The 26,645-nt window shown below is 66.4% G+C and carries 27 protein-coding genes; 9 read left to right on the plus strand and 18 right to left on the minus strand.

The window, feature by feature from the left end; genetic code table 11:
* The first annotated feature begins 75 nt into the window (after window positions 1-75).
* Complete coding sequence (locus EWM63_RS13265) at window positions 76-540, plus strand: SRPBCC family protein (RefSeq protein ID WP_130186954.1); 465 nt, start codon at window positions 76-78, stop codon at window positions 538-540.
* Window positions 541-591: 51 nt separating this feature from the next.
* On the opposite strand, the gene EWM63_RS13270 is transcribed toward EWM63_RS13265, so the two are convergent.
* The 3 genes from EWM63_RS13270 to EWM63_RS13280 all read right to left on the minus strand — a co-directional run bounded on the left by EWM63_RS13270 (window position 592) and on the right by EWM63_RS13280 (window position 3,153).
* Window positions 592-1,245 carry a hydrolase gene (locus tag EWM63_RS13270; protein WP_130186955.1) on the minus strand — a complete coding sequence of 218 codons (654 nt, stop codon included), beginning with the start codon at window positions 1,243-1,245 and terminating at the stop codon, window positions 592-594.
* Between the two features lie 170 nt (window positions 1,246-1,415).
* Window positions 1,416-1,880, minus strand: coding sequence for a DUF2269 family protein (locus EWM63_RS13275; RefSeq protein WP_130186956.1), 465 nt, complete (start codon window positions 1,878-1,880; stop codon window positions 1,416-1,418).
* Between the two features lie 4 nt (window positions 1,881-1,884).
* On the minus strand, window positions 1,885-3,153 hold the full coding sequence (locus EWM63_RS13280; protein WP_130186957.1) for an SDR family oxidoreductase: 1,269 nt from the start codon (window positions 3,151-3,153) through the stop codon (window positions 1,885-1,887).
* Window positions 3,154-3,216: 63 nt separating this feature from the next.
* Between EWM63_RS13280 and EWM63_RS13285 the strand changes: the two genes are divergently transcribed.
* Complete coding sequence (locus tag EWM63_RS13285; RefSeq protein ID WP_130186958.1) at window positions 3,217-3,696, plus strand: hypothetical protein; 480 nt, start codon at window positions 3,217-3,219, stop codon at window positions 3,694-3,696.
* Between the two features lie 16 nt (window positions 3,697-3,712).
* On the opposite strand, the gene EWM63_RS13290 is transcribed toward EWM63_RS13285, so the two are convergent.
* Complete coding sequence (locus EWM63_RS13290; RefSeq protein WP_130186959.1) at window positions 3,713-6,823, minus strand: response regulator; 3,111 nt, start codon at window positions 6,821-6,823, stop codon at window positions 3,713-3,715.
* 150 nt (window positions 6,824-6,973) lie between these two features.
* Between EWM63_RS13290 and fnr the strand changes: the two genes are divergently transcribed.
* Window positions 6,974-7,732: a fumarate/nitrate reduction transcriptional regulator Fnr gene (gene fnr / locus EWM63_RS13295; protein WP_130186960.1), complete on the plus strand. Its 759-nt coding sequence runs from the start codon at window positions 6,974-6,976 to the stop codon at window positions 7,730-7,732.
* Window positions 7,733-7,827: 95 nt separating this feature from the next.
* On the opposite strand, the gene EWM63_RS13300 is transcribed toward fnr, so the two are convergent.
* The 12 genes from EWM63_RS13300 to EWM63_RS13355 form a co-directional block, all read right to left on the minus strand.
* Entirely contained in the window at window positions 7,828-8,334 is a 507-nt protein-coding gene (locus tag EWM63_RS13300) for a FixH family protein (protein ID WP_130186961.1), read from the minus strand.
* A gap of 11 nt (window positions 8,335-8,345) precedes the next feature.
* Window positions 8,346-9,719: a cytochrome c oxidase accessory protein CcoG gene (gene ccoG, locus EWM63_RS13305; RefSeq protein WP_130186962.1), complete on the minus strand. Its 1,374-nt coding sequence runs from the start codon at window positions 9,717-9,719 to the stop codon at window positions 8,346-8,348.
* A 3-nt stretch (window positions 9,720-9,722) separates the two neighbouring features.
* Window positions 9,723-10,631, minus strand: a complete 909-nt coding sequence (gene ccoP / locus EWM63_RS13310; RefSeq protein WP_130186963.1) for a cytochrome-c oxidase, cbb3-type subunit III — start codon at window positions 10,629-10,631, stop codon at window positions 9,723-9,725.
* Entirely contained in the window at window positions 10,624-10,788 is a 165-nt protein-coding gene (locus tag EWM63_RS13315) for a cbb3-type cytochrome oxidase subunit 3 (RefSeq protein ID WP_130186964.1), read from the minus strand. Before EWM63_RS13315 ends, ccoP begins: the two co-directional genes overlap by 8 nt.
* Window positions 10,789-10,791: 3 nt before the next feature.
* Window positions 10,792-11,418 carry a cytochrome-c oxidase, cbb3-type subunit II gene (gene ccoO / locus EWM63_RS13320; protein WP_130186965.1) on the minus strand — a complete coding sequence of 209 codons (627 nt, stop codon included), beginning with the start codon at window positions 11,416-11,418 and terminating at the stop codon, window positions 10,792-10,794.
* 7 nt (window positions 11,419-11,425) lie between these two features.
* The gene (gene ccoN / locus EWM63_RS13325; protein ID WP_130186966.1) at window positions 11,426-12,841 is read right to left on the minus strand and encodes a cytochrome-c oxidase, cbb3-type subunit I; all 1,416 of its coding nucleotides are present in this window, start codon (window positions 12,839-12,841) and stop codon (window positions 11,426-11,428) included.
* A gap of 221 nt (window positions 12,842-13,062) precedes the next feature.
* Window positions 13,063-13,206, minus strand: a complete 144-nt coding sequence (gene ccoS / locus EWM63_RS13330) for a cbb3-type cytochrome oxidase assembly protein CcoS (RefSeq protein WP_130186967.1) — start codon at window positions 13,204-13,206, stop codon at window positions 13,063-13,065.
* Between the two features lie 12 nt (window positions 13,207-13,218).
* Window positions 13,219-15,642: a heavy metal translocating P-type ATPase gene (locus EWM63_RS13335; RefSeq protein WP_130186968.1), complete on the minus strand. Its 2,424-nt coding sequence runs from the start codon at window positions 15,640-15,642 to the stop codon at window positions 13,219-13,221.
* Window positions 15,639-16,409, minus strand: a complete 771-nt coding sequence (locus EWM63_RS13340; protein WP_130186969.1) for a sulfite exporter TauE/SafE family protein — start codon at window positions 16,407-16,409, stop codon at window positions 15,639-15,641. The genes EWM63_RS13335 and EWM63_RS13340 overlap by 4 nt, the downstream gene beginning before the upstream one ends.
* A 19-nt stretch (window positions 16,410-16,428) precedes the next feature.
* Complete coding sequence (gene hemN, locus EWM63_RS13345; RefSeq protein ID WP_130186970.1) at window positions 16,429-17,871, minus strand: oxygen-independent coproporphyrinogen III oxidase; 1,443 nt, start codon at window positions 17,869-17,871, stop codon at window positions 16,429-16,431.
* 170 nt (window positions 17,872-18,041) lie between these two features.
* Window positions 18,042-18,458: an inner membrane protein YiaA gene (gene yiaA / locus EWM63_RS13350; RefSeq protein ID WP_130186971.1), complete on the minus strand. Its 417-nt coding sequence runs from the start codon at window positions 18,456-18,458 to the stop codon at window positions 18,042-18,044.
* 88 nt (window positions 18,459-18,546) lie between these two features.
* Window positions 18,547-19,479, minus strand: coding sequence for a DUF808 domain-containing protein (locus EWM63_RS13355; protein WP_130186972.1), 933 nt, complete (start codon window positions 19,477-19,479; stop codon window positions 18,547-18,549).
* Between the two features lie 109 nt (window positions 19,480-19,588).
* On the opposite strand from EWM63_RS13355, the gene EWM63_RS13360 reads away from it, so the two are divergent.
* The 6 genes from EWM63_RS13360 (at window position 19,589) to EWM63_RS13385 (ending at window position 25,645) form a co-directional block, all read left to right on the plus strand.
* The gene (locus tag EWM63_RS13360; protein WP_130186973.1) at window positions 19,589-20,224 is read left to right on the plus strand and encodes a LysE family transporter; all 636 of its coding nucleotides are present in this window, start codon (window positions 19,589-19,591) and stop codon (window positions 20,222-20,224) included.
* Between the two features lie 108 nt (window positions 20,225-20,332).
* On the plus strand, window positions 20,333-22,387 hold the full coding sequence (locus EWM63_RS13365) for a DUF6600 domain-containing protein (RefSeq protein ID WP_130186974.1): 2,055 nt from the start codon (window positions 20,333-20,335) through the stop codon (window positions 22,385-22,387).
* A gap of 454 nt (window positions 22,388-22,841) precedes the next feature.
* Window positions 22,842-23,117, plus strand: a complete 276-nt coding sequence (locus EWM63_RS13370; RefSeq protein WP_130186975.1) for a DUF493 family protein — start codon at window positions 22,842-22,844, stop codon at window positions 23,115-23,117.
* Between the two features lie 76 nt (window positions 23,118-23,193).
* Complete coding sequence (lipB, locus tag EWM63_RS13375; RefSeq protein ID WP_229487881.1) at window positions 23,194-23,931, plus strand: lipoyl(octanoyl) transferase LipB; 738 nt, start codon at window positions 23,194-23,196, stop codon at window positions 23,929-23,931.
* Between the two features lie 21 nt (window positions 23,932-23,952).
* Window positions 23,953-24,939, plus strand: coding sequence for a lipoyl synthase (gene lipA, locus EWM63_RS13380; RefSeq protein WP_130186976.1), 987 nt, complete (start codon window positions 23,953-23,955; stop codon window positions 24,937-24,939).
* 73 nt (window positions 24,940-25,012) lie between these two features.
* The gene (locus EWM63_RS13385) at window positions 25,013-25,645 is read left to right on the plus strand and encodes an HAD family hydrolase (protein WP_165390821.1); all 633 of its coding nucleotides are present in this window, start codon (window positions 25,013-25,015) and stop codon (window positions 25,643-25,645) included.
* Window positions 25,646-25,741: 96 nt separating this feature from the next.
* Here EWM63_RS13385 and EWM63_RS13390 read toward each other — a convergent pair whose 3' ends face one another.
* Together EWM63_RS13390 and EWM63_RS13395 are read right to left on the minus strand one after the other, a co-directional pair.
* Window positions 25,742-26,200: a thiol-disulfide oxidoreductase DCC family protein gene (locus EWM63_RS13390; RefSeq protein ID WP_165390822.1), complete on the minus strand. Its 459-nt coding sequence runs from the start codon at window positions 26,198-26,200 to the stop codon at window positions 25,742-25,744.
* Window positions 26,193-26,636, minus strand: coding sequence for a thiol-disulfide oxidoreductase DCC family protein (locus tag EWM63_RS13395; RefSeq protein ID WP_130186979.1), 444 nt, complete (start codon window positions 26,634-26,636; stop codon window positions 26,193-26,195). Before EWM63_RS13395 ends, EWM63_RS13390 begins: the two co-directional genes overlap by 8 nt.
* Window positions 26,637-26,645 lie beyond the last annotated feature (9 nt).

The following is a 26,645-nucleotide window of genomic DNA, read 5'->3' on the forward strand; positions in this document are numbered from 1 at the left end:
GGTCCTCCCGGAATCGAACGCCGATCATATCGCATTAAAATAACCGACCGATTGGCCCGACTGATGGAGAAAGACATGCAAGACCGCAGCCTGGAACAACGCAGCCTGGACGATTGCAACATCGTGAGTACCCGTGTGCTGGACGCGCCGCGCGAACGGGTATTCGCCGCCTTCAGCGACCCGGAACAGCTGGCGCAATGGTGGGGCCCGGAAGGCTTCTCGAGCACCTTCCAGGGATTCGACTTCACACCCGGTGGCGCGTGGACATTCGTGATGCACGGGCCGGACGGCACGACCTACCCGAACGAATCGCACTTCGTGGAGATCGTGCCGCAGGAGCGGATCGTGTTCGACCATGTTTCCGGCCACACCTTCCGTGCCACGTTCGAGTTCGCGGACGAAGGCAAGGGAACGCGACTGCGCTGGACGATGCACTTCGGCGATCCGGCCGAGTGCGCGAAGGTGGCGCGCTTCGTTGCCGGTGCCAACGAGCAGAACCTGGATCGCCTGGCCGCGCTGCTGCACCACCAGGCGGTGTGATCGCAGCAAAAGCGGCGCCTGGAGGCCCTCACGCTCCGGGCGCGCCCGCCATCAATGCCCTTCCGAGGCGTTGAACATCGACTTCGCATAAACCAGGCCCAGGCCATAGGCGCCGCCATTGGCCACCGCGGTCTTGACGGTCTGGTCGTACGTCTCGCCGCGGGCCCAGTCGCGCTGCAGTTCGAGCAGGTATTGCAGCGACGTGATCGGGCGGGCGCCGGCCTGCACCATGCGCTGCACGGCCATGTCGTGCGCTTCGGCGGTGATGTCGCCGGAAGCATCGGTGATCACGTACACCTCGAAGCCCTGGTCCAGCGCGGACAGCGCAGGCCCGACGATGCACACGGACGTCCACAGCCCGGCCATCACGATGCGGCCCTTGCCGATGGCATTCACGCGGTCGGCGATGCGCTGGTCTTCCCACGTGTTCATCGTGGTGCGGTCGATCGGCTTCTGGTCCGGGAACACGGACTGGATCTCGTCGTAGATCGGGCCGGAGAACGACTCGGCCGCCACCGTGGTCAGGATGGTCGGCACCTTGAATTCGGCGGCCGCCTTCGACACCAGCGCGGTGTTATTGCGCAGCACGGTGGCGTCGATCGATTTCGTGGCAAACGACATCTGCGACTGGTGATCGATCAGGATCAGCGTGTGGTCGGCACCGTTCAGCAGGGTTTTACCGGGTTGGGCTTTGGCGATCGGCATGATGTTTTCTCCTGGAGTTTTGATTAAATTGTCGATATCTTCGAAAGTCTGGCGCCGCGTTGTTGTGTGTGCGCTGCGTCGATGGAATGAAGTATGAACAACCCTGGAAGAAAACAAAAACGGAAAGATTACCTTTCTATGATCGAAAAAATCGAACGCCCTGAAACGGGCTATATCGGCTTGGCCACCATCAGCCAGAACACGGCGAGGAAGGCGAAAAACGCGGGAATGCCCAGCGCCACCCAGATCCGGAAATAGCGCCAGAACCGTGGCGGCAGCGGCGTGTTCGCCGCCACGGCCGCGGCGGACAAATCGCGCAGCCGCATCTGCAGCCACACGACCGGCAGCCAGCACAGTCCGGCGATGGCGAACAGCGCCACCGACCACACGATCCACCTGGCATGCAGCGGATAACCGGCGATGTGGACGAGATAAAAGCCGGTCAGGGGCTGGACGACCATCGTCGTGGCCGTGAAGAGCCAGTCGGCCATGACGACGATGCGCGACACCACGGCGATGGCGGCCACATTGCGGCTGATGACGGTGAACAGCAGGTACCAGGCCGACCCGATGCCGGTCCCGAACAGGAACGTGGCACTGAGGATGTGCAGCCACTTCACGACGAGGTATTCCATTGCGCTAATCCTTTTTTTCCAGCTCGTACAGCAGCCAGATCGCGGCCAGCATCGGCAGGTTCTTGCTGAGCGGGCCGTAAGGGTGCCAGACGAATTCCGGCAGGCGCAGCGCGATCACCACGGTATAGAAGCCGATCAGGCCCAGCTGCGCCAGCCACAGCGGGCGGCGCCAGCGCCGTGGCAGGGCCAGCGTGCCGATGCCGAATGCGAGATCGAGGGCGCTGGCGCCATACAGCATCAGCGGCGTCAGCAGGGCAGGGATGCCGGTGCGCTCGAGCAGCCGGTAGCTGTCGTCCACGGGCCAGGCGAATGCGGACACATAGGCGGTCCAGATCCACACGGCCGCCAGGCTGGTGCGCAGCATGGGCAGCAGCCAGTCCAGCTGCGCTTCGCGGCGTTCCGCCTGTGGATGAGTGATGAACTTGTCCACAGGGCGCGGCGGGCGGCCCAGCAGCCGCGTCGTCGCCGCGGGATCGGCGGTGTTGCCGCGGGCGAGCATGCTCAGCGTGTCCGGTGTCAGCGGACTGCCCGGCACGAAGCCGCCCAGCCACGCCATGCCCCGGGCAAGCGTGTACGGCAGGCGCAGCACGCGCAGGCGGCCCAGGCCGAGGGAGCGCCGCAGCGCGCCCAGGTAGCCGATGAACGGCAGGGGCGCGGGCCCCACGAGGGGCACCCGGGCGCTGCGCGGCCCGCCGGTTTCGTCCAATAGCGCGAGGATCGCCTGGCACACTTCGTCCACGTGCACCGGCTGCACCGGCTGCGGCGCCGTGCCGAAGCGCACCGCGAACGGCATCGTGGCCAGCATGCGGAACAGGCGCGAACTGGCGCCCTCGGGGCCATACACCAGCGACGGTTGCACGATGCGGGAACGCACGGGCAGCGCGGCCAGGAAATCGTCGGCGGCCTTCTTGCTCAGGTGATAGGGCGTGGTGGCTTCTTCGTCGGCACCCAGCGCGGAGACCTGGATCACGAGCCGCACGCGCGCGTCCACGCAGGCGGCGAACAGCGCACGCGGCGTTTCGGCATGCAGTCGCGTGAACGTCTGCCCCGGCGTCTCCTGGATGATGCCGACGCAGTTGATCACGGCGTCCACGCCGGACAGGCGCGCCACCCAGGCCGATTTTTCGCTATCGTGGGCGAAATCGGCCTCGATGAAGTCGCATCCCGGCTGCCGGCGGCGCCCCGCGCACAGCACGCGGTGGCCTCTTGCGCGCAGCAACGGCAACAAGCGGGAACCGAGAAAGCCGGTTGAACCGGTCAGCAGAATCACCATCGCAAGCCCTCTTCGTTACGGAGGGTCAAGTATAGGAAGAAACAAGAACATTCGGAGAACGGTATGGATAACTGGAAGCAGGTCATTATCAAGGGCATGATGCCGGGCGCGCTGGCGAGCCTGGCATCGACAGGTGCGCTGGCACTGCGCTCGAAGCAGGAAACGGGCAGCCCCTATGCGGGCGCGAACGCCATCAGCCACGTGGTATGGGGCGACAGAGCATTCGTGAACGACGAACCCACCTGGAAGTACACATTGACGGGCTATGCGATCCACCACGCCAGCTCGCATTTCTGGGCCAGCATCTTCGAGCAGGCCGCGGGCAAGGTGTTCGACAAGCCGGGCGTGGCTTCCAAGCTGGCATCGGCGGCCGCGGCATCGGCCGTGGCCTGCTTCGTCGACTACAAGCTGACGCCGGAGCGCCTGCAGCCGGGCTTCGACGTGCGCCTGTCGAAACGTTCGCTGGCGCTCGTGTATGGCGCCTTTGCCATCGGGCTGGCGGCGGGCGCCTTGTTCAACCACCGCCAGGGCAAGTCTTCCTGAGCGGCAGGGGGCGGCCTCACGGTTCGCCGCCCGCCTGCACAAGCCAGGCGCGGCCCGCCTCCAGCACCAGCGCCAGTTCGTGGCGCACCGCGGCGAAGGAGGGCGCCAGCTCGTTGGCGGGCAGTTCCGCGATCGCCATCTCGGCATCCATCGTGGCCTTGATCAGCCGTTTCGCGCCGAGCACGCCGATGGCGCCGCGCAGCGTGTGGAAAGTGCGCGCGGCGGCTTGCACATCGCCGGCTGCCAGCGCCTGGTCCGCTTCATCGGCCGGGGCCATGCCGCCTTCGAGGGCACTTTCCACCATCTTGCGCATCAACGCCCGGCCTTTCGGATCGCGGCCCATCACGCGCGCCAGGCTGTCCATGCTGAACACGGGTTCATCGCCCTGCGCCGCAGGCAGTACCTGCCCGGACGCATCCGTCGACCTGCGCCGCGCCGGCACGTAGCGCTCGATCACCGTCATCATCTCTTCGACAACGACCGGCTTGGCGATGAAGTCGGTGATGCCGGCCGCCATGCAGCGGTCCCGCTCGGAGGACAGCACGCCGGCCGTCATCGCGATGACGGGCAATGTCAGTTGCAGCTCGGTGCGAATGGCCGCGGTCGCCGAGAAGCCGTCCAGCACGGGCATCTGCATGTCCATCAGCACGATGTCGTAGCGCTGCGCATCGACCCGCAGCACGTCGAGCGCCTGCTGGCCGTCGCCCGCCACGTCGAGCGTGGCACCGGCATGCTCGAGGATGCCGCGCGCCACCGCCTGGTTCAGCGGATTGTCCTCGACCAGCAGGAAATGCACGCCTTGCAGTCGGCCCGTATGGCTGCCGGTGGCGGGCACCAGTTCGCTGCCGCCGACCTTCACCACCAGTGCCTGGTGCAGCGCGTCGAACAGCGTGGAACTGGTGATCGGCTTGACCAGCACGGCATCGGCTTCGGCGCTTCGGGAGATTTCCTCGAGCCGCTCGCGCGCGAACGCATTGAGCATCACCACGATCGGTTGCCGCTGGCCGACCGCCTCGCGGCGGATCGCCGCGGCCGGCGCGTGGCCGTCCGGGCCAGCCATGTGCCAGTCGGCCAGCACCACGTCGTACGGCCGGCCGCTGCGGAGGCGGAACGAGAACATCGCCAGCGCGGCGCTGCCGGAATCGACGAGCTCCGCTTCCCAGCCCCAGGCGCGGATCAGCCGGCCGATCAGGTCGCGGCTGGTGGCATTGTCGTCCGCCACCAGCACGGCCAGGTGGCCGGCCGCGGGCTTGCGTGGCGCTTCCAGCCGGGGCAGCACGCCGAACGGCAGCGTGAACCAGAAGCGGCTGCCCTTGCCCGGTTCGCTTTCGACCTGGATCTCGCCACCCATCAGTTCGATCAGCCGGCGCGTGATCGCCAGCCCCAGGCCGGTGCCGCCGAAGCGGCGCGTGATGCTTTCATCGGCCTGCGTGAAGGCCTGGAACAGGTGCGACAGCTGTTCCGGGTTCATGCCCATGCCGGTATCGCGTACCTCGAAACGCAGCCGCGCGGTGGCGGCGTCCTGCTCTTCGACCTTGACCTCGACCACGACCTCGCCCTGGGCGGTGAACTTGATCGCGTTGCCGGCCAGGTTCACCAGCACCTGCTGCAACCGCAGCGCGTCGCCATGCAGCAGCCGGGGTACCTCGGCATCGACGACGATGGCCAGTTCCAGTTCCTTGTCGCCCGCATTCATCGTCATGGTCGTGGCCAGGGTGCTCATCGATTCGTCCAGGTCGAACTCGACGGGCGACAGTTCCATGCGCTGCGCCTCGATCTTGGAGAAATCCAGCACGTCGTTCAGGATGCCCAGCAGCGAATCGCCGGCGGTGCGGATCATGTGCAGGTACTTGCGCTGCTGCGGCGCGAGGTCGGTGTTCTGCAGCAGTTGCGCCATGCCCAGCACGGCATTCATCGGCGTGCGGATTTCATGGCTCATGTTGGCCACGAAGTCGCTCTTGGCGCGGTTCGCCGCCTCGGCCCGGTCGCGCGCCCGTTCCAGCTCGGCGGCGCGCATTTCCAGCTCCTCCATCAGCTCGCGCGCATGGTCGTCGGCCGCCTCGCGCTCGCGCATCAGGGCGTTGAATGCACCGGTCAGCTCGCCGACCTCGTCGCGCGACGTGACCGGCAGCGGCGTGAAGTGCCGCGGGTCGCCCCGCAGGGCGCCGATCGCGTCACGCAGGCGCATCAGCGGCGACATCAGCCGCAACATGACCCAGGTGATGACGGCGGCGGTGACGAGCGAGGCCAGCGAGCCCCATAACGCCAGCCGTGTCAGCAAGTCTTTGAACGGTTCGAAGGCTTCCTCGGCGGGCAGGTTGGCGACCAGGATCCACGGCACCGTCTTCAGCCGCTTGTAGCTGAGCAGCGAGCGCACGCCGCTGCCGTCGGCACTGACCGTGGTGCCCTCGAAGCCTTCGCGCAGGGCCAGCAGGGTGGCGGAAAAACCGCCCGGATCGCGTGGCTGCAGCAGGCGGGCCGGATCGGGGTGCACCACGTAGACCGACGGTTCGTAGCCGGTGACGATGTAGTAATAGCCGGTGCGGCCCACCTTGGCCGTGCGCAGGTGGCCCAGCAGGTTGTCCTTGTACAGCCGCAGCACGCCGATCAGCACGCAGGCCACGTCGCCTTCCTCGCTGAGCACGGGCGCGACGATCTGCACGACGGGCTGCCTGTTCGCCTTGCCGATCACCGGTTCGGCAATCAGCGGCGCCTTTTCCCGCATCACGCGCTGGAAGTAGGCGCGCTCCACCACGCTGACGCCGGGGCGGCCCGGCAGCGCCGGCACGTCCGCCACGATGGTGCCGGCGGGACTGACGACGAGGATGTCGTCGAACAGGCGAAGCACGGCGCGGTAGTCGTAGTGGGCGCGCAGGGCCGGCGGGTCATTGCAGATCTCGCGCGGCTGCCAGCGGGCCGATTCGGCAACGATGTCGCGCAGCAGCGCCATGCGTTCATCGAGTTCCAGTGCGGTACGGGCGATCAGCGCGTCCTGCTGGGCAAACAGCACGCGCGAGAAATCCTTCTGCATGCGCTGGGCCTGCAGCACGGTGACCAGCGCGATCATCACGATCGACGTGATGGTCGTCGCCAGCGCGACTTTCGCCTTGATACCAAGCGGTCGCATGTCTCCTCCCGCCACGATGTTGTCGGGCCACTATGCGCCGCCGGGTCACTTGCACACTGTGCGGAAGGGCACGCTGCAGGCAAGTTTCCCGGCGTCGTGTTGGCAAGTGCTATCAAGTACACTGTGAGGCACCGTAACCGGACCATGACCATGATGCACGAGCTTCCCTCCCTGACCCTGCCCGGCGCAACGATCGACATCCTGAAGGCGCGCTGCGCCACCTGCAGCATGCACCAGCTATGCCTGCCGATGGGGCTGGAAGTGGGTGACATGGACAAGCTCGACGAGATCATCGGCCGGCGTCGCAGGCTGCAGAAGGGCGAGAACCTGTTCCGCATCGGCGACCCGTTTACGCGCCTGTACGCGATCCGGCTCGGCCATTTCAAGACCTACCAGATCAATGCCCATGGCGAGGAACAGGTGACGGGTTTCCAGATGGGCGGTGAACTGCTGGGCATGGACGCGATCAGTACCGACCGCCACTACTGCAGCGCGCAGGCGCTGGAAGACAGCGAAGTGTGCGAAATCCCGTTCGCCAGCCTGGAACAGCTGCTGGTCGACATGCCGACCCTGCTGCGCCACTTCCATCGCATGATGAGCCAGGAAATCACGCGCGAGCAAAGCGTGATGCTATTGCTGGGCAATATGCAGGCCACGCAGCGCTTTGCCGCCTTCCTCGTCAACCTGGCTTCGCGTTACGAAGCGCGCGGGTACTCGGGCACCGCGTTCCACCTGCGCATGTCGCGCGAGGATATCGGCAACTACCTGGGCCTCACGATCGAGAGCATCAGCCGCCTGCTGAACAAGTTCAAGAAGCAGGGCTTGCTGAAGGTGGCGAACCGCGAGATCGAGGTGCTCGACCTGCCGCGGCTGAAAGCCATCACGGCGGGCACCGAAACCTGCGCCTGACTGCCAGCGGCCTGCCAGCGCTTCCAGGAAATGTTCCAGAAAAACCGGTGACAGACACCGGTTTTCAGGAAATATTTCAAAAATACCGGTGTCTGTCACCGGTTTTGCCCTGACGCCAGCGAGGCTGTCCGCTGCGCTGGCCATAGCCATTGGCCCTCCAGGCGCCACGTCCGCTTGTCATCTTCCACCAGCACGGTCCAGCGGCTGCGCTCGAGCAGCGGCAGGGACACGGCGAAGTCGCCCTTGTCGTCGGGGCGCACCAGCAGCCGCAAGTCCTTTTCCGGCTGCGTGGCGTGGGCCAGGTGCACCTGCAGAGCACCGTGCAAGGGCACGGCGGCCGACAGTCGGCCCTGCAGCACGCCGTGCGCGGCATCGTAGCGCAGCGTGACGGCGGCACCCAGCGTGGCGGCGGCGCGGTCGCGCCGCAAGTCCTGGTTGATCGCCTTGCCGCGCTTGTAGTAGTCGCCGACCACCAGCGCATCCGGCTGCGCGAAGGCCAGCCAGGCCGTGCCGAAGCCGGCGACCAGCACGATGGCCGGGCCGGCCATCAGCAGCCAGGGCCACCGTTCGCGGTACCACGGCGTGGCGGAAATCGTCTGCATGCCTGTCTCCTTCAGCGCGGCACGATGAACACCGCGCGCTCTGTCACGGCGAGGTGCGCGTCGCCCAGCGCCGTCACCGTGAATGCGATGTCGTTGGAACCGGCATGGCCCGCGCCATGGGGTGCCTGCACCCGCACCGGAATGGCACGTGTTTCGGTGGCAGCCAGCGCGACGACGCCGCCGCTGGCCAGCGCCAGGCCGGGCAGGCCGGCGACCGCGATACGGTAGCGGCGCGGCTGTTCGGCCGTGTTCATCACCTGCAGCCGGTACACGTTCTCGATCGCGCCGCCGTCGACTTCGCGGCCCATCGAGCCACGGTCGCGGATCACGTCCACCTTGAGGGGGATGCGCGTGGACAGTGCGAAGCCGGTGGCGAAGCACGCCACCAGCAGCGCGGCGCAATAGACCAGCACGCGCGGGCGCAATGCGCGTTGCCGCAGCTGCGCCGCCGGCAGGTTCGACGCCATGGCGCGGTCCGTGCTGTAGCGAATCAGGCCGCGCGGCTGGCCCGTCCTGTCCATCACGCCGTCGCAGGCATCCACACAGGCTGCGCAGCCGATGCATTCGTATTGCAGCCCGTCGCGGATGTCGATGCCGGTCGGGCACACCTGCACGCACATCGTGCAGTCGATGCAGGCCCCGTTCGTGGATTTTTTTCCACGCGGTTCGCCGCGCCGCATGTCATAGGTGATGATCAAGGTATCGCGATCGAACATCGCGCTCTGGAAACGGGCGTAGGGGCACATGTACTTGCACACCTGTTCGCGCAGCCAGCCGGCGTTGCCGTATGTGGCGAAGCCGTAGAACAGCACCCAGAACCATTCCCACGGCCCCAGCGACAGCGTGGCCACGCCGGTACCCAGTTCGCGCACCGGCGTGAAGTAGCCGACAAAGGTGAAACCCGTCCACAGCGCCACGGCACCCCAGGCGAGATGCTTGGCGGTGCGCTTGCCGGACTTGCGCAGCGACGGGCCTTGCCGGTCCAGCGCGATGCGCGCCGCGCGCGATCCCTCGATCCTGCGCTCGATCCACAGGAAGATCGACGTGTACACCGTTTGCGGGCAGGCGAAGCCGCACCACACGCGGCCCGCCACGGCCGTCACGAGGAACAGCCCCCATGCGCAGATGACCAGCAGCGCCGCCAGGTAGATGAAATCCTGCGGCCACAGCACCAGGCCGAACAGGTAGAACTTGCGTGTACCCAGGTCGAACAGCACGGCCTGGCGGCCGTTCCACGTGAGCCATGGCGTGGCGTAGTAGGCCAGCTGCGTGAGCCACAGGCACAGCCAGCGCAGGCGCGCGAAGCGGCCATCCGTTTCGCGCGGATGGATCGGCTGGCGCTTCTCGTACATGCGGATGACCTGTTCGGGGGCCGGAGCATTCATGGCTTACTCCGTCGGGTTGGACAGGCCCCACACGTAGGCGGCCAGCACGTGCGCCTTGCCTTCGCCGAGGAAGTCGCCGAAGGCCGGCATCGTGTTGTCGCGGCCCTTGCGGATGGTGTCCATGATCGTCTCGGCGCTGCCGCCGTACAGCCAGGTCTTGTCCGCCAGGTTCGGCGCGCCGAGCGCGGGGTTGCCGGTGCCGCCGGCGCCATGGCAGGCCATGCAGGCGGCGAACTTGCCCTTGCCGAACACGCTCTTGATCGGATCGGCCGCGCGGCTGCCGGAAAGGCTCAGTACATAGTGGGCCACGTTCTCGATGTCCTTGTCCGATCCCAGCGCCGCGCCCATCGGGGGCATCACGCCGTGGCGGCCGTTCATGATTGTCTGCCTGATCGCCTCCGGCGTGCCGCCGTGCAGCCAGTCCCTGTCCGTCAGGTTCGGATAGCCCTTGTTGCCGCGCGCATCCGAGCCGTGGCACTGGGCGCAATAGGTGAGGAACAGCCGCTCGCCCATCGCGCGCGCCTGCGGATCGGCAGCCACCGCCTTCACGTCCTGCCGGCGGTATTTGTCGAACAGCGGGCCGTAGGCATCCTTCGCCTTTGCCAGCTCGGCCTTGTACTGGCCGGACGATTGCCATCCCAGCTTGCCGGCATAGGTGCCCAGGCCCGGGTACAGGAACAGGTAGGCGGCGGCGAACACGATCGTGATGTAGAACAGCCACATCCACCAGCGGGGCATCGGCGTGTTCAGCTCCGTCAGGTCGTCGTCCCACACGTGACCGGTGGTTTCCACTTTGCCGGCGGGTGCCTTGAACGTGGATTGGGTGTACAGCAGCACGCCGCAGCCCAGGATGCCCAGCACCGTCAGCACGACGATGTACAGGTCCCAGAAATCGCTGGTGAAATCAGCCATCGTGCTTCTCCTCGTCCGCAAAGGGTAGTTGCGCCGCCTGCGCGAAGTCGCGCTGCTTGCGCGCGGACCAGGCCCACGTGCAGATGCCGGCGAAGGTGACGAACGAGACCACCGTCATCACGCTGCTCGCCCCGTCGAAAATGTGTTCGATGTTCATGGTTCAGTTCCTCGACTTGATGAGGGTCCCAAGCCCCTGCAGGTAGGCGACCAGTGCGTCTTCTTCCGTCTTTTCCGCCAGCGCGGCCGGGGCGGCGGCGATCTCGGCGTCGGTATAGCCGTCGCCGAGGCGCTGCAATGCGCGCAGCCGTGGCACGATGTCCTGCGGCGCCAGCTTCGTCTGCGCCAGCCACGGATAGCCGGGCATGTTCGATTCGGGCACCATGTCGCGCGGGTTGCGCAGGTGCGTGCGGTGCCATTCGTCGCTGTAGCGGGCGCCAACGCGCGCCAGGTCCGGGCCGGTGCGCTTCGAGCCCCACTGGAAGGGGCGGTCGAACACGAACTCGCCGGCTACCGAGTAGTGGCCATAGCGCTCGGTCTCGGCCCGGAAGGGGCGCACCATCTGCGAATGGCAGGCGTAGCAGCCTTCGCGCACGTAGATGTCGCGGCCCGCCAGGCGCAGTGGCGAGTAGCGTTCCAGGCCGGCCACCGGTTCCGTCGTCGAGCGCTGGAAGAACAGCGGCACGATCTCCACGGCGCCGCCCACGGATACCACCAGCGTGACCAGCGCGATCAGCAGCCAGGGGTTCTTCTCGATCCATTCGTGCGAAAAATTGCGGAACAGTTTCATGGTGTCCTCACGCGGCTTTCAGTTGCGGGATGGTGGCCGCCGGCACGTCGCGGCCGCGCAGGGTCATCCAGGTGTTGTAGGCCATGATCGCCATGCCGGCCAGGTACAGCGTGCCGCCGGCGAAGCGCACCACGTAATACGGGTAGGTGGCCTTCACGCTCTCGACGAAGGTGTAGGTGAGCGTGCCGTCGGGGTTTACGGCGCGCCACATCAGGCCCTGCATCACGCCGGCGATCCACATCGCGGCGATGTACAGCACGACGCCGATGGTGGCGACCCAGAAGTGCAGGTCCACCAGCTGCGTGCTGTACATGTTCGTGCGGCCGGCAAGGCGCGGCAGCAGGTAGTAGATGGACCCCATCGTGATGAAGCCCACCCAGCCGAGCGCACCGCCGTGCACGTGGGCGATGCCCCAGTCGGTGTAGTGGGACAGCGCGTTGATGGCCTTGATGGACATCATCGGGCCTTCGAACGTGGCCATGCCATAGAACGACAGCGACACGATCATGAACTTCAGGATCGGGTCCGTGCGCAGCTTGTGCCATGCGCCGGACAGCGTCATGATCCCGTTGATCATGCCGCCCCACGATGGCGCCAGCAGGATCAGCGAGAACACCATGCCGAGCGACTGCGTCCAGTCGGGCAGGGCGGTGTAGTGCAGGTGGTGCGGGCCGGCCCACATGTAGGTGAAGATCAGCGCCCAGAAGTGCACGATCGACAGGCGGTACGAGTACACGGGGCGCCCGGCCTGTTTCGGGATGAAGTAGTACACCATGCCCAGGTAGCCGGCCGTGAGGATGAAGCCCACGGCGTTGTGGCCATACCACCACTGGATCATCGCGTCCTGCACGCCCGAGTACATCGAATACGATTTCGTCAGCGTGGCGGGCATCACCATGCCGTTCACGACGTGCAGCAGCGTGACGGCGAGGATGTAGCCGCCGAAGAACCAGTTGGCCACGTAGATGTGCTGCACCTTGCGCCTGACGATGGTGCCGAAGAACACCACGGCATAGGCGATCCACACCACGGCGATCAGGATCGCGATCGGCCATTCCAGCTCGGCGTATTCCTTGCCGCGCGTGAGGCCCATCGGCAGCGTGACCACGGCCGACACGATCACCGCCTGCCAGCCCCAGAACGTGAAGGCGGCCAGGCGGTCCGAGAACAACCGCACCTGGCACGTGCGCTGCACCACGTAGTACGACGTGGCGAACAGGCCGGAGATGCCGAAGGCGAAGATGACGCCGTTCGTGTGCAGCGGGCGCAGACGGCCGTAGCTGAGCCACGGCACGTCGAAATTGAGCGCGGGCCAGGCCAGCTGTGCGGCGATGACCACGCCGACCAGCATGCCGACGACGCCCCACAGCACCGTCGCGATCGCGAACTGCTTCACGACCTTGTAGTTGTAGTTCTGTTCCAATTGAACACCCCCGGGTTATCTGTCTTGATATGCCTCGGAGGTTACGCAGTGGGGTACCTAAAAACTTTGACCTAAGTCAAAATTGACCAAGTGCATCACCAGTGTTGTAAAAATCTTGGGGACTGTCCCTCCCACGGGGACTGCCCCTCCAGAGGGGACTGTCCCGGAGGTAGGGACTGTCCCTGCTGTTGTTTTGTGACCAGCTCGGCCGTTGTGGATGATCAGTGGTCGTCGTCTTGCAGGATGCGCAGGGCGGGGCCTTCGAGGTCGTCGAACTGGCCGGCGTCGGAAGCCTTGAAGAAGAGCCACAGGGCGCCGAAGACGAGCGCGATGGACAGGGGGACGAGCAGATACAGCGATTCCATCGAGGCCTTTCGTTACCGGTAGCGCAGCCGCAGCGCGTTGAGGATCACCAGCGCGGAGCTGGCGGCCATGCCGACGCCGGACAGCCACGGCCCGAGCAGCCCGATCGCGGCGGCGGGGATGGCGACGGCGTTGTACACGCAGGCCCAGGCAAGGTTCTGGCGGATCACGCGCATCGCCGCACCGGCGGTGGCCGCAGCATCGGCGACGAGGCCGAGCCGGCCGTGCAGCAGCACGGCGTCGGCATGCACCTGCGCCAGCTCGGCGCCGCCGCCCATCGCGAACGACACGTCGGCGGCGGAAAGCACGGCGGCATCGTTGATGCCATCGCCCACCATGGCGACGATGGCGCCCTCGCGCTGCAACCGCTGCACGTAATCGAGCTTGCGCGCGGGCAGGCAGTCGCCGATTGCCGTGCCGATCCCCAGCCGTGCCGCCACCGCATCGGCCACCACCTGCCGGTCGCCGGACAGCAGGATCACCTGCTTGCCCTGCGCGCGGAAGTGCGCAATGGTGGCTTGTGCATCCGGCCGCAAGGGATCGGTGATCGCGAAGCAGGCCAGCCACTGGCCGTCGGTGCCGAGATAGACAGCCGTGGTGTCGGGCTCCGCCGGTGGTGGCGTGCCGCCGGCCATGGCGGCGACGAAGTTGCCATTGCCGAGCCGGTAGCGCCGGCCCCGCACCGTGCCTTCCATGCCCATGCCGGGCGTTTCCGACAACCCGGTGGCGGGCCAGCCATGCCAGGCAAGTTTTTCGCCCAGCGCCACGATGGCCCGCCCCACCGGATGCAGGCTGGCTTTTTCCAATGCGGTGGCGATGGCGATGCAGGCATCGCGGTCGATATCGCCATGTGCCTGTACCGACTGCACCGCTGGGCAGCCGGCGGTCAGCGTGCCCGTCTTGTCGAACACGACATGCGTGGCACGGTGCAGCGTTTCCAGCACGTGCGGCTGCATCACCAGCACGCCCTTGCCCAGCAAGGCGTCGGTGGCGGCGGCCAGCGCGGAAGGCGTGGCCAGCGACAGCGCGCACGGGCACGACACGACCAGCACGGCGATCGCCACCGGCCATGCGCGCGCCGGGTCGACGAAGTGCCACGCCACGCCTGCCAGCAACGCCAGCAGCAGCAGGGCCGCAGTGAAGCGCGACGCAACCTGGTCGGCCCATTGCGCAATGCGCGGCTTGGCGCCGCCGGCCCGTTCGACCAGGTTCAGCAGCCCGGACAGCGTGCTCTCCGCCACCGGCTTCGTCACGCGCAGCACCACTGCGCCACTGGCGTTGATGGCGCCTCCGGGCACGTGCTCGCCCGGGGCCCGCGGCTGCGGTGCCGATTCGCCGGTGAGCAGCGCCAGGTCGACGCACGTGCGGCCTTCGGCGATGATGCCGTCCGCCGCGAACGCCTCGCCGGTGCGCACGAACACATGGTCGCCCGCCACCAGCGTGGCCGCGGCGACGACGCTGGTCTTGCCCGATCCCGGCCAGCTGGCAAAGCGCGTGGCCGCGGCGGGCAGGCCATGGCGCATGCGCTCGAGGGTTCCCGCCGCCTTGCGCCGCGCATGCAGTTCCAGCCAGCGGCTGGCCAGCAGCAGGAACACGAACATGGTGACGGAATCGAAATACGTGTCGCCCGTACCCCGCACGGTGGCCGCCACGCTGCCGCCGAATGCCGCGGCGATGCCCAGCGCCACCGGCACATCCATCCCCACTGCGCGGGCACGCAGGCTGGCCAAAGCACCCAGGAAGAAAGGCTGCGCCGAATAGACGACGGCGGGGATCGTCAGCAGCAGGCTGGCCCAGCGCATCAGGGCGGCCATGTCAGCATCGAGCATGCCATCGCCGGCAAGGTAGGCGGGCGCCACATACATCATCACCTGCATCATGGACAGGCCGGCCACGAACAACTGCCGGCCCAGCGTGCGTGCCGCCTTGCGCAGCTGTTCTTCATGGCGCGCGGTATCGTACGGCCACGCGGCATAGCCGATCGTGCGCAGCGCATGCAGGAGGGCGGAAAGTTCCACCCGGCCGGGATGCCAGCGCACGGTCAGCCGTTCGGTTGCCACGTTCAGGCTGGCCAGCGTCACGCCGGGCAGCGCCAGCAGCCGTCCTTCGACGAGCCACACGCAGGCCGCGCAGCGGATGCCTTCGACCAGCAGCACGGCTTCCATGCCGCCGTCTTCCGCGACGAAACGGCTGTCGCCGTCATACAGGCGCAGCTCGGGGGGGACACAAACGGCATCGGCGCCATCGGCCGTGGCGGCAAAGCCCGTGCGGTCGCTGTAGTAGCCTGCCTGGCCGATGTCGACAATCGTTTGAGCGACCGCCGCGCAGCCGGGGCAGCACATGTCGCGCGGCGCGCCATCGATCTGCACGTGCCAGTCCGAACCCGCAGGTACCGGCAAGCCGCAGTGGAAGCATTGCGGTTTCGGCACGGCGTTCATGCCGGCGCCACCAGGCACAAGGCATCGAGCCAGCCGTGCGGCAGCCCCGCGGCATGGCGCACCAGGCCCAGCACGCCGAAGCCCAGCACCAGCACGCCGCAGGCGGCACGCACGGCGGGCCGCTGCATCGCCTGGCGCAGCCATGCGCCGGCCAGGCCGAGTGCCAGCAGCATCGGCACCGTGCCCAGGCCGAACGCCAGCATCACGGTGGCGCCGCCCGTGGCGGAACCGGCCAGTAGCGCCGTCAGCAGCACGCTGTACACCATGCCGCACGGTACCCAGCCCCACAGCGCGCCCAGCGCAAATGCCTTCGGCAGCGTATCGGCCGGCAGCAGGTAGCGCATCGCCGGCAGCAGCCGGCGCCACAGCACGTTGCCGGCCGCTTCCACACGCGCCAGTCCGTGCCAGGCATTCATCAGGTAAAGCCCGAGCGCCATGAGCATGGCATTGGCCAGCAGGTAGGCGATTGCCTGCCAGCGCGCCGCAAAGGCCAGTGTGCCCGCGCCGTTCACCAGCGCGCCGGCCAGGGCGCCGGCCAGCATGTAGCTGGCGATGCGCCCCGCGTTATAGGTCAGCACGCGCGCGGCGCCGTCGAGATCGATCGCCGGAAAGGTGGAGGTGTCCGGTACGATCCGGATCGTGCGCCGCGGTACGGATGGTTTTAATGCCCCGCTCAGCGCGCCCACGATGCCGCCGCACATGCCGACGCAGTGCACGCTGCCGGCCAGGCCGACGGCGAACACGGGGAGCAGATTCAGCGCGCTCATGCCTGCCTCTCGCCGCCGGTCAGATGGTGCGCGAGTAGCGCAGCGGCTGCGGGGCGGCCGGTGCTGCGGCCGCGAACAGGCGTGCCTGGCGCAGGTGCCGGTCGAACACCATGCAGATGTTCCGGATCAGCAGCCGGCCTTTCGGCGTGACGGAGATCCAGTCATCCTCGAACGTCACCAGCCCGTCCGCCACGAACGCCTGCAGTTCCCGCAGCTCAGGGGCGAAGTACTCGCGGAACGGCTCGACCATGCCCTGTGCGATGGATGCCACCGACAGCTCGAAATTGCACATCAGCCGCTGGATCACCAGGCGGCGCAGCAGGTCGTCGGCATCGAGCCGGTGGCCGCGCGCGATGGGCAGCCTGCCGGCATCGAGCCCGGCATAGTAGGCGTCCAGTGTTTTCTCGTTCTGGCTGTAGGTGCCGTTGACGGCGCTGATGGCGGACACGCCGCAGGCCACCAGGTCCATCTCGGCATGCGTGGAGTAACCCTGGAAGTTGCGGTGCAGCCGGCCCTGGCGCTGCGCCACCGCCAGGTCGTCCTGCGGCTTGGCGAAATGGTCCATGCCGATGTAGACGTAGCCGGCCGCGCCGAGGCGGCTGATGCACAGCGCGAGCATGTCGAGCTTGTCGGCGGGCGAGGGCAGGTCGGCGTCGCTGATGCGCCGCTGCGGCTTGAACAGGTGCGGCATGTGCGCGTAGTTGTACAGCGCGATGCGATCCGGATTCGCCACGATGATCTTCGACAGGGTGGCTTCCATCGTGGCCGTCGTCTGCAGCGGCAAGCCGTAGATCAGGTCCACGCTGACCGAGCGGAATCCGGCGTCGCGCGCGGCATGCATGATCGCCATCGTTTCCGCGTAGGGCTGGATGCGGTTGACGGCCTTCTGCACGACCGGGTCGAAGTCCTGCACGCCCAGGCTGACGCGATTGAAGCCCTGCGTGCGCAGCGAGTGGATACGCCGCGGGTCGACGGTGCGCGGGTCGATCTCGATCGAGTATTCGCCTTCCTGGTCGGGCGCGAAGTCGAAGTGGCGACGCAGGTGCGCCATCAGTTCCGCCATCTGCCGGTCGGAGAAATAGGTGGGCGTGCCGCCGCCGAAGTGCAGCTGTTCCACGCGGTTCATGCCGGCGAACAGCTTGCCCTGCATGGCCGTTTCCTGCTTCAGGTAGCCCAGGTAGGTGGCCGCCTTCGAGCGGTCCTTCGTTACGATCTTGTTGCAGGCGCAGTACCAGCACAGCCGGTCGCAGAACGGCACGTGCAGGTACAGCGACAGCGGTCGCCGCCCGCCGCGGTACGTGAGCCCGGCCAGTGCTTCGAGGTAGTGGCCGTAGCCGAACTCCGGCGTGAAGCGGTCGGCGGTCGGGTACGACGTGTAGCGCGGACCGGACATCGACAGCTTGCCGACGATGTCGGCATCGAACTCGATGGCCGGCACGGCGGCGGGAAACGTGTGGGACATGGTTGCTCCTGGGGTATTTCTTTATGGCAAGGCGCCACGGGTCCCAGTTTAGTTAGAGCAACACTTCAAAACTTTGATATAGGTCAAAAATAGAACAGCCACGCAAAATAAAACAGCCACCCCTTGCCAAGCAACAGATGGCTGTTCCAGGAAGCGTGATCAAGCAGTCGTCAGGTTTTTTCCTGCACGGGCTCCACCGGATCGGCGCTGTCGCGCACGTTCTTCTGCACGGCCACGGCGGCGAACAGGCTCAGCGCGAACGACATCGCATAAAACCCTTTTTCGCTCGGCGCCAGCGTGGCGTTCCACAAGCCCACGCCCAGCAGTGCCAGCGCGGCCAGCAGGGAGATCCAGCACAGGCCGAAATACAGCGCCGTGACGCGGATGCCTTCCAGCCGGTCGCGCACGGATTTTTGCAGCGAGACGGCAGCGAACAGGCCATACAGCAGCAGCGTCAGGTAATAGCCCTTTTCGTTCAGCTGCATCGTGGCGTTCCACAGGCCCATGAGGTAAGTGATGACGCCGACCAGCAGCGCGAGCCAGGAAGCGCCGATGAAGGCGCTGGTGGGACGTTGAGTGATTGCCATGAATACTCCTCTGTGAATGATGTCGATGTGGGCAGCGGGGGCGCGTGACGGTGATTGCCCCGCGCGCCCACGGATCAGACCAGAACGGTCAGGCCTTGCGTTTGATGCCGCGCAGCATCTTGGCGACGACGGTCACGACCGCCAGCACGATGGCGCCGGTGATCACGCCCACAACGATGTCCGCTACGTGCGGCGTAATCGCGGCCACCACCGGGCCAGCCGATGCTGCGGCGTTTTCCACCGCATGATGCAGGAACGGTGCGCCGTGGACGATGATGCTGCCGCCGACCATGAACATGGCCACGGTGCCGAGCACCGACAGCAGCTTCATCAAACGCGGCGCGGTGGCCAGCAGGCCACGGCCGACCAGGCGCGGCACGGCCATGCTGGCGCCGGTGCGCTGGGTGAGGTACAGGCCCGCATCGTCCATCTTGACGATCGCGGCCACCAGGCCATAGACACCGACCGTCATGGCCAGCGCAATGGCGACCAGCACCGCCACCTGCTGGCTGAACGGCACGCCGGCCACGGTGCCCAGCGCGATCACGATGATCTCGGCGGACAGGATGAAGTCCGTGCGCACGGCGCCCTTGATCTTTTCCTTTTCCAGCGCGACCAGGTCGATTTGCGGGTTGGCGACGGCGGCCGCCAGTTCGGCGCGATGCGCCTCGTCATCCTCTTTGCTGTGCAGGAACTTGTGGGCCAGTTTCTCGAAGCCCTCGAAGCACAGGTAGGCGCCGCCGATCATCAGCAGCGGGGTGACGGCCCAGGGTGCGAACGCGCTGATCGCCAGCGCGGCGGGCACCAGGATCGCCTTGTTCTTCATGGAGCCCACGGCCACCGCCCAAACTACGGGCAATTCACGGTCCGCTTTCACGCCGGACACCTGCTGGGCGTTCAGCGCCAGGTCGTCGCCCAGCACGCCGGCCGTTTTCTTGGCGGCGACCTTGCTCATGGCGGCAACGTCGTCAAGGATGGTGGCAATATCGTCGATCAGGGCAAGCAGGCTGGTTCCGGCCATCGGTAAATCTCTCAATAGTAATAAATATGGCAATCTTACCTTACTCGCCTGATGGGACCGCCGCGCTACAATCGCCCTCTTTATGGGTCTTTGAAGCAGGACTGTCCTTATGAGCTTTGCAACCTGGCTGGGTTTCGCCATTTCCGCCATCATCATCGCACTGTCGCCCGGCTCGGGCGCCGTGCTGTCGATGTCCCACGGCCTGTCGTATGGCGTGAAGAAAGCCAGCGTCACGGTGATGGGGCTGCAGCTGGGCCTGCTGCTGGTGCTGTTCATTGCCGGCGCCGGCGTGGGTTCGCTGCTGCTGGCTTCCGAAGTGGCATTCAATATCGTCAAGACGGTGGGGGCGCTGTACCTGATCTACCTGGGCCTGGCGCAATGGCGCGCGAAGGTAAAGGAGGGCACGGAAGTCGAAGTTGCCGCCCGCGCGGTGGCGCCTTCGGTGAAGCGCCGCCTGCTGACGGGCTTCCTGACCAATGCCACGAACCCGAAAGGCATCATTTTCATGGTGGCGGTGCTGCCGCAGTTCATCACGCAGGGCCAACCGGTGCTGCCCCAGCTGCTGATCCTGGCCGCCACGATGGTGGCGATCGACATGACCGTCATGCACGGTTATGCCTATCTTGCTTCCACCATGCAAGGCTATTTCCGCGATGCGCGGGCCATGCGGTGGCAAAACCGCGTGTTCGGGGGCTTGTTGATGGCGGTGGGCACGGCGCTGTTCTTCGTCAAACGTAACGCCTGATCCCCGATTCGAAATTATTTGTAACGGACGTCTTCCCGGAACTTATTCTGGCGTTATATGAAGTAGTTGAGCGAGTAAGCTGAACCACATAACGATCCGGAGAACGAGATGTCCCGCAAATTCCTGCATTTTGTATTGCTGGCCGCCCTAGTGGCGGCCTCTTCATTGGCGTTGGCTGCCGAGCCGCCGACGCTGGTGGGCCGCATCTCCGCCGCCGAGGGCCAGGTCACGGTGCGCACCGATGACGGCGATGAAACCGGTTCGCTGCTGAACTGGCCCGTCAAGGGTGGCGACCGCATCGCCACCGCCCGGGGTGCGCGCACCGAGTTTCGTGTCGGCCCGGTGGCCGTTCGCCTGGACGGCGACAGCGCGCTCGACGTCGAGGAACTGGATGAAGACGTGATGCGCCTGCGCCTGAACTACGGCTCGGCCAGCGTGCGGGTGCGCGATCCGCAGGCACTGTCCGGCTTCGAGCTGGCCACGCCGCATGGGCGCGTGCTGCTGACGGAACCGGGCACCGTGCGCGTCGATACCGACCGCGAGCCCGATACCACGACGGTTTCCGTGCTGATGGGCATCGCCCGGCTGGAAGCGGCCGGCACCGCGCTGACGCTGCGCACCGGCAAGCGCGCCGAGATCCGTGGCGACGATGTCCGCACCGGCCAGGCATTGCAGGACGCGTTCGACGCTTGGGCCTTTGCGCGCGACCGCCGCGACGAGGCCGCGATCGCCTCCCGCTACATCCCGAATTACGTGACCGGCTACGAAGAGCTGGACCATTACGGCAGCTGGACGGTCAACGACGACTACGGCCCGCTGTGGACGCCCCGCACCATCGCCAGCGGCTGGTCGCCCTATAGCGATGGCCGCTGGGCCTGGGTGGCACCCTGGGGCTGGACATGGGTCGACAACGCCCCATGGGGCTACGCGCCCTTCCACTATGGCCGCTGGGTCACCGTGCGCAACCGCTGGTACTGGGCGCCCGGCCGCATCGTCGGCCGCCCCGTGTGGGCGCCGGCGCTGGTGGGCTGGGTGGGTGGCGACGGCTGGTCGGTGGCGTTCAACGACCGCCGCAACCGCCCCGGGCTGGGCTGGTATCCACTGACGCCGCGCGACCGCTACGTGCCCCATTACCGTGTGACGCCGGACCATGAGCGGCGCCTCGGCTGGCAATACCGCGGCAATAACGAACGGTGGAAAGAGACGCCGACCCGCCGCGAGGGCGTGACGATCGTGCCGCGCGAAGGCTTCGAGGGGCGCCGCAGCGTGCAGGTGAACACCCTGCCGCGTGCCAGCGCGGGATTGAACCCGGCAAGGCTCCCGGTGGCTTCCGCCCCCGTGGTGGTGCCGGGCTTTGCCCGCGCACCGGACCGTAACCGCGACGGTATCGCCGACCGGTCGCAAGGCAGTGGATCGCAGGTCGGCCGTCCGCAGATCGACCGGCCGCAGATCGACCGGCCGCAGATCAACCGCTTGCAGACGGACCGCGATAACGATGGCATGCCGGACCGCGGGCAAGTAGGCCGCGAGCGTGAAAGCATCGCCGAGCGCGTGCAGGCCGACCGCAACCGCGACGGTACGCCGGACCGGCTGCAGGGCGATCGTGGGCGCGAAGTCATCACGACGAATCGCATCCAGGCCGACCGCTTCCAGGGAGACCGCAATGTCGACAGCGTGGCGGAGCGGATGCAACGGGAGCGCAACGAAGCGCCGTTCCGGGGGAATAATGCGATCGTGACCGAACGGCCGCGCGTGGAACGGCCGCAGGTGGAACGCCCGCAGGTGGAACGCCCCATCGCCCAGCCGGCGTTCAGCGCGCCCGCCCCGGTGGCGGCGCCCCCGGTGCCGCGGCCACAGGCGGAGCCGGCGCCATCCCGGTCGTTCATCGCCAACGAGCGGCTGGAACAGCGCCGGGAAATGATGGAAGCGCGCCGCGAGATGGACAACCGCCGCCAAGCCGAGGCTGTCCAGCGCATGTCGATCCAGCAACAGGCACCGGCGCCTCAGCCGCGGCCGGCACCGGCACCGATGCCGGCTCCCGCCCCGGTCATGCAGCCCCGCCCGGCGCCCGTGGCGCAGCCGGCACCCGCACCGGCGCCTGCACCCAGCGTGCAACCGCGCGGTAACCGCTCCGACCGTGGGGATGGCGTGCGCGAGCGCTGACCGTGGCATACCCCACAGCAAAACTGGGGACGTACCGGTGCGCCGGACCGCCCTGTTTCCAGGCAATCTTTCCTGGAAACAGGGGTCTGTCCCCGGTTTTTGTTTTGCGGCCCAGCCGGGGATTTTGTTCATTCATGCGCGGTTTCGCGCAGCCTGTCACAAAGTCGTAGCGGGCCGTTTGTACACTGGCTACAGTTCTCATGCCGGGAAAGCACGCACGACAGGCTGACAGTTTCCAAGCAGCCGCAGCAAGCCGATTCCCGTAACTGTTCCAGTGTCCCAACTATTCCGTGCGTGGTATTTCCTCACCCAGAATAGTTTTCGGCCAGCCTTCAGGGCTGGCCTTTTTTTGTACCGCCCCGTGGCCCCGGTCCTTTCGCTAAAATAGCGGATTGGCGCGCGGTATTGTCCACGCCGGCGCCGTTCACTCATCCGTTTATCGATTGGAACAGACATGGCTGCGATCCCTCCGACAGAGTCCCTCATTGAATACCCGAGCGACTTCCCGATCAAGGTGATGGGCCCCACGCACGATGCCTTCACCGTGACCGTCATCGAAGTCGTCATGAAGCACGATCCGACTTTCCATGAAGGAAAACTCGAAATCCGTCCGTCATCCGGCGGCAAGTACACGGGCCTGACCGTGACCGTGCGCGCCACCAGCCGCGAACAGCTCGATGCACTGTATGCCGAGCTGTCCGGCCACCCGATGGTCAAAGTTGTTCTGTAAGCAACTGCCCGGTCTTTGAGCAAGAGCAAGGTACCAGGCGTATAATGGCCGGGCTTTGATCAATGCAAGCCCAGCCATGTCCATGACATCCACGTCCACGACGCGAGCCGAATCGGCGGTGATCCGCCACCTCGGCCAAGCCGATTACGAACCCACGTTCGCCGCGATGCGCGCGTTCACGGACGCGCGCACCCCGGATACGCCCGACGAGCTGTGGATCGTCGAGCACCCGGCCGTCTACACGCTGGGCCTCGGCGCGGACCGCGGCCACCTGCTGGGCGGCGCCGCGCACATCCCGGTGGTGCAGACGGACCGCGGCGGCGAAGTGACGTTCCACGGCCCTGGCCAGGTCGTCATCTACCTGCTGATGGACCTGCGCCGCAACAAACCGGGCGGCAAGCTGTATGCCCGCCAGTTCGTGCACAAGATCGAACAGGCGATCATCGACGTGCTGGCCACGTATCGCCTGGCGGGCGAGCGCATCGAAGGCGCGCCCGGCATCTATATCGCCGAAGGCCCGAAGCGGGGGGCGAAAATCGCCGCGCTCGGATTGAAAGTGCGTGGTAACGGCTGCACCTATCACGGCGTGTCGCTGAACGTGGCGATGGACCTGGCGCCGTTTACCTGGATTAACCCCTGTGGCTATGCCGGCCTGGAAACCATCGACATGCGGTCGATGGGCGTCGACGTGCCGCTGGCCGACGTGCAGCTGGCGCTGGCCAACGAGCTGGTGCGCCAGCTCGACGTTGCCGGATCCACTGCCCAATCCATTGCCCAAGCCGCCGCACCGACCGATCTCTCCGCCGCCGCCTGAACGAATCAACCAGAGAACCCTATGACCACCGACACCACGACCGCCGCCCCCGCTTACAACCCGAGCGAAAAGCAGAAAGGCGCCAGCAAGACTTCGCGCATCCCGATCAAGATCGTGCCGATCGAGCAGGTCGAGCGCCTGAAGAAGCCGGAGTGGATCCGCGTGAAGGCGGCATCGGCGTCCAGCCGTTTCTACGAGATCAAGGACATCCTGCGCGAGAACAAGCTCGTCACGGTGTGCGAGGAAGCGTCCTGCCCGAACATCGGCGAATGCTTCGGCAAGGGCACGGCCACGTTCATGATCATGGGCGACAAGTGCACGCGCCGCTGCCCGTTCTGCGACGTGGGCCACGGCCGCCCCGACCCGCTGGACGTGGACGAGCCGGGCAATCTGGCCAATACGATCGCCAAGCTGCGCCTGTCCTACGTGGTGATCACGTCGGTGGACCGCGACGACCTGCGCGACGGCGGTGCCGGCCACTTCGTCGAGTGCATCACCAAGACCAAGGCGCTGTCGCCGAAGACCCAGATCGAAGTGCTGGTGCCGGACTTCCGCGGCCGCCTGGACAAGGCGCTGAACATCTTCGCCGACGGCCTGCCGGACGTGATGAACCACAACCTGGAAACGGTGCCGCGCCTGTACAAGGAAGCCCGCCCGGGCGCCGACTACCTGCACTCGCTGAAGCTGTTGAAGGACTTCAAGGCCATGTACCCGAACGTGAAGACCAAGTCGGGCCTGATGGTCGGCCTGGGCGAAACGGACGAGGAAATCCTGCAGGTGATGCGCGACATGCGCGAGCACGACATCGACATGCTGACGATCGGCCAGTACCTGGCCCCGTCGAACAGCCACCTGCCGGTGCGCCGCTACGTGCACCCGGACGTGTTCAAAATGTTCGAGGAAGAGGCGTACAAGATGGGCTTCGGCCACGCCGCTGTGGGCGCGATGGTGCGCAGCTCGTATCACGCGGATGTGCAGGCGCATAACCTGTTGGAAGCTGCGGGCTGATCTCGCGCGTTTGCCTTTTCTGACGGCGGCCTGTTGGCCGCCGTTTTCACATCCGCTCGTCACCAGCACAACCATGCGTAAACCAATGTCCTTTCCCTCAGTCGTCCTGCTCGATGCGATGGGCGTGCTTTACGAGAGCGCCGACGACGTCGCGGAACTGCTTGTACCGTTTGTCATGGCCCGGTCACCCGCCACGTCGGTTGGTGCCATTCAAGACGCCTACCGCCGCGCCAGCATTGGCGAATACGACGCGGCCGGATTCTGGGCGCAGGTCGGCTTGCCGGAATCGATGGAAGACGAATATCTGGAAGGCCACAAGCTGCAGGCGGGCTTGCCGGCGTTCCTGGACTACCTGGAAGCGCAGCAGGTCCGCGTTGCATGCTTGTCGAACGACGTTGCGCGTTGGTCCGTCAAATTGCGCCGGAAATTCGGCATCGAGGATCGTTTCGAGCGCTGGTTCATCAGTGGCGAGCTCGGATGGCGCAAGCCGGACAGCAGGATCTATGCGGCCGCCATCAATGCGCTGGGTATCGACGCCGCGCATATCCTCTTCGTCGATGACCGCCAGGCCAATGTCGACGCTGCCGAAGGAGCAGGCCTGCAAGCCCTGCGATTCGGTAGTGGACAGACTGCCGGCCAGGCCGTGGGCGGCTTCCACGACCTGACGCGATGGCTACGGGGGGAGGGAGACGGCCCGTTGCTGTGAATCGTGGAAGAAAATGACACAGTCCAGCGGTTTATACGGCAAATCCGGCAGCTGCAAACAATGCTCGATTGCACGACCCGGCCCTTCCAGGCGGGATCAATCGCGTTCGTTGCGCAGGCCTTTCGTGAACGGACTGCCGCGGTAGCACACATCGCCGTCGCAATGCGGGGCCGGCAGGCGCATGCCGAGCAGTCGCGAAACCCGGTAGCGGTTGCGCGCGAAATGGTCATAGGCCCAGGCCAGTGCGGGGCGCAGGAGGCGGATACGCAGCGGCAGCACGGCCCAGCCCATGCCCACCAGCGAATACGCGGCCTGCATGCTGTCCAGGCCGGACAGCACGCGGCCGTCGGCCGTGACGACATGCAGCCGGGCGTTCAGCGCCGCCATGTCCGTCCCCGGGGGGAAATCGGCAAAGCCGGGCGCGGCGATATCGACGAAGGCCAGCACGCCGCGCCGGTCGTGGCGGCGCAGGGTCAGCATGGCATCGGTGCAGAAGGCGCAGGCGCCGTCGTAGTACAGGGTCAGAGCCGGCGTGCCCTTGGTGTGCTCAGTCATCGCGCAGGCCTTTCGTGAACGGGCTGCCGGGGTGGCAGACATTGCCGTCGCAATGCGGCGCGGTCGATGTGATCCGCATGCCGAAGAAGCTCGAGACGCGATAGCGGTGGCGCGCGAACTGCTCGTAGCACCAGGCCATCAGCGGGCGCAGGGGGCGGATGCGCAGCGGCCAGACCACCCAGCCCAGGCCTACCAGGCGATAGATGGCCTGCATGCTGTCCAGGCCAGTGAGCACGCGCCCATCGGCCGTCACCGAATGCAGCCTGGCGTTCAGGGTCGCCAGGTCCGTGCCCGGCGGGAAGTCGGCGAAGCCCGGTGTCGCCAGGTCGACGAAGGCGAGGGCGCCGTGGCGGTCGTGGCGTTTCAGCATATTGACCTCGGCCACGCAAAAACCGCAGGTGCCGTCGACGTAGATGGTCAGTTCGGGTGTGCGCATGATGCCTCC

Source organism: Pseudoduganella lutea, assembly GCF_004209755.1.
Classification (GTDB): domain Bacteria; phylum Pseudomonadota; class Gammaproteobacteria; order Burkholderiales; family Burkholderiaceae_D; genus Rugamonas; species Rugamonas lutea.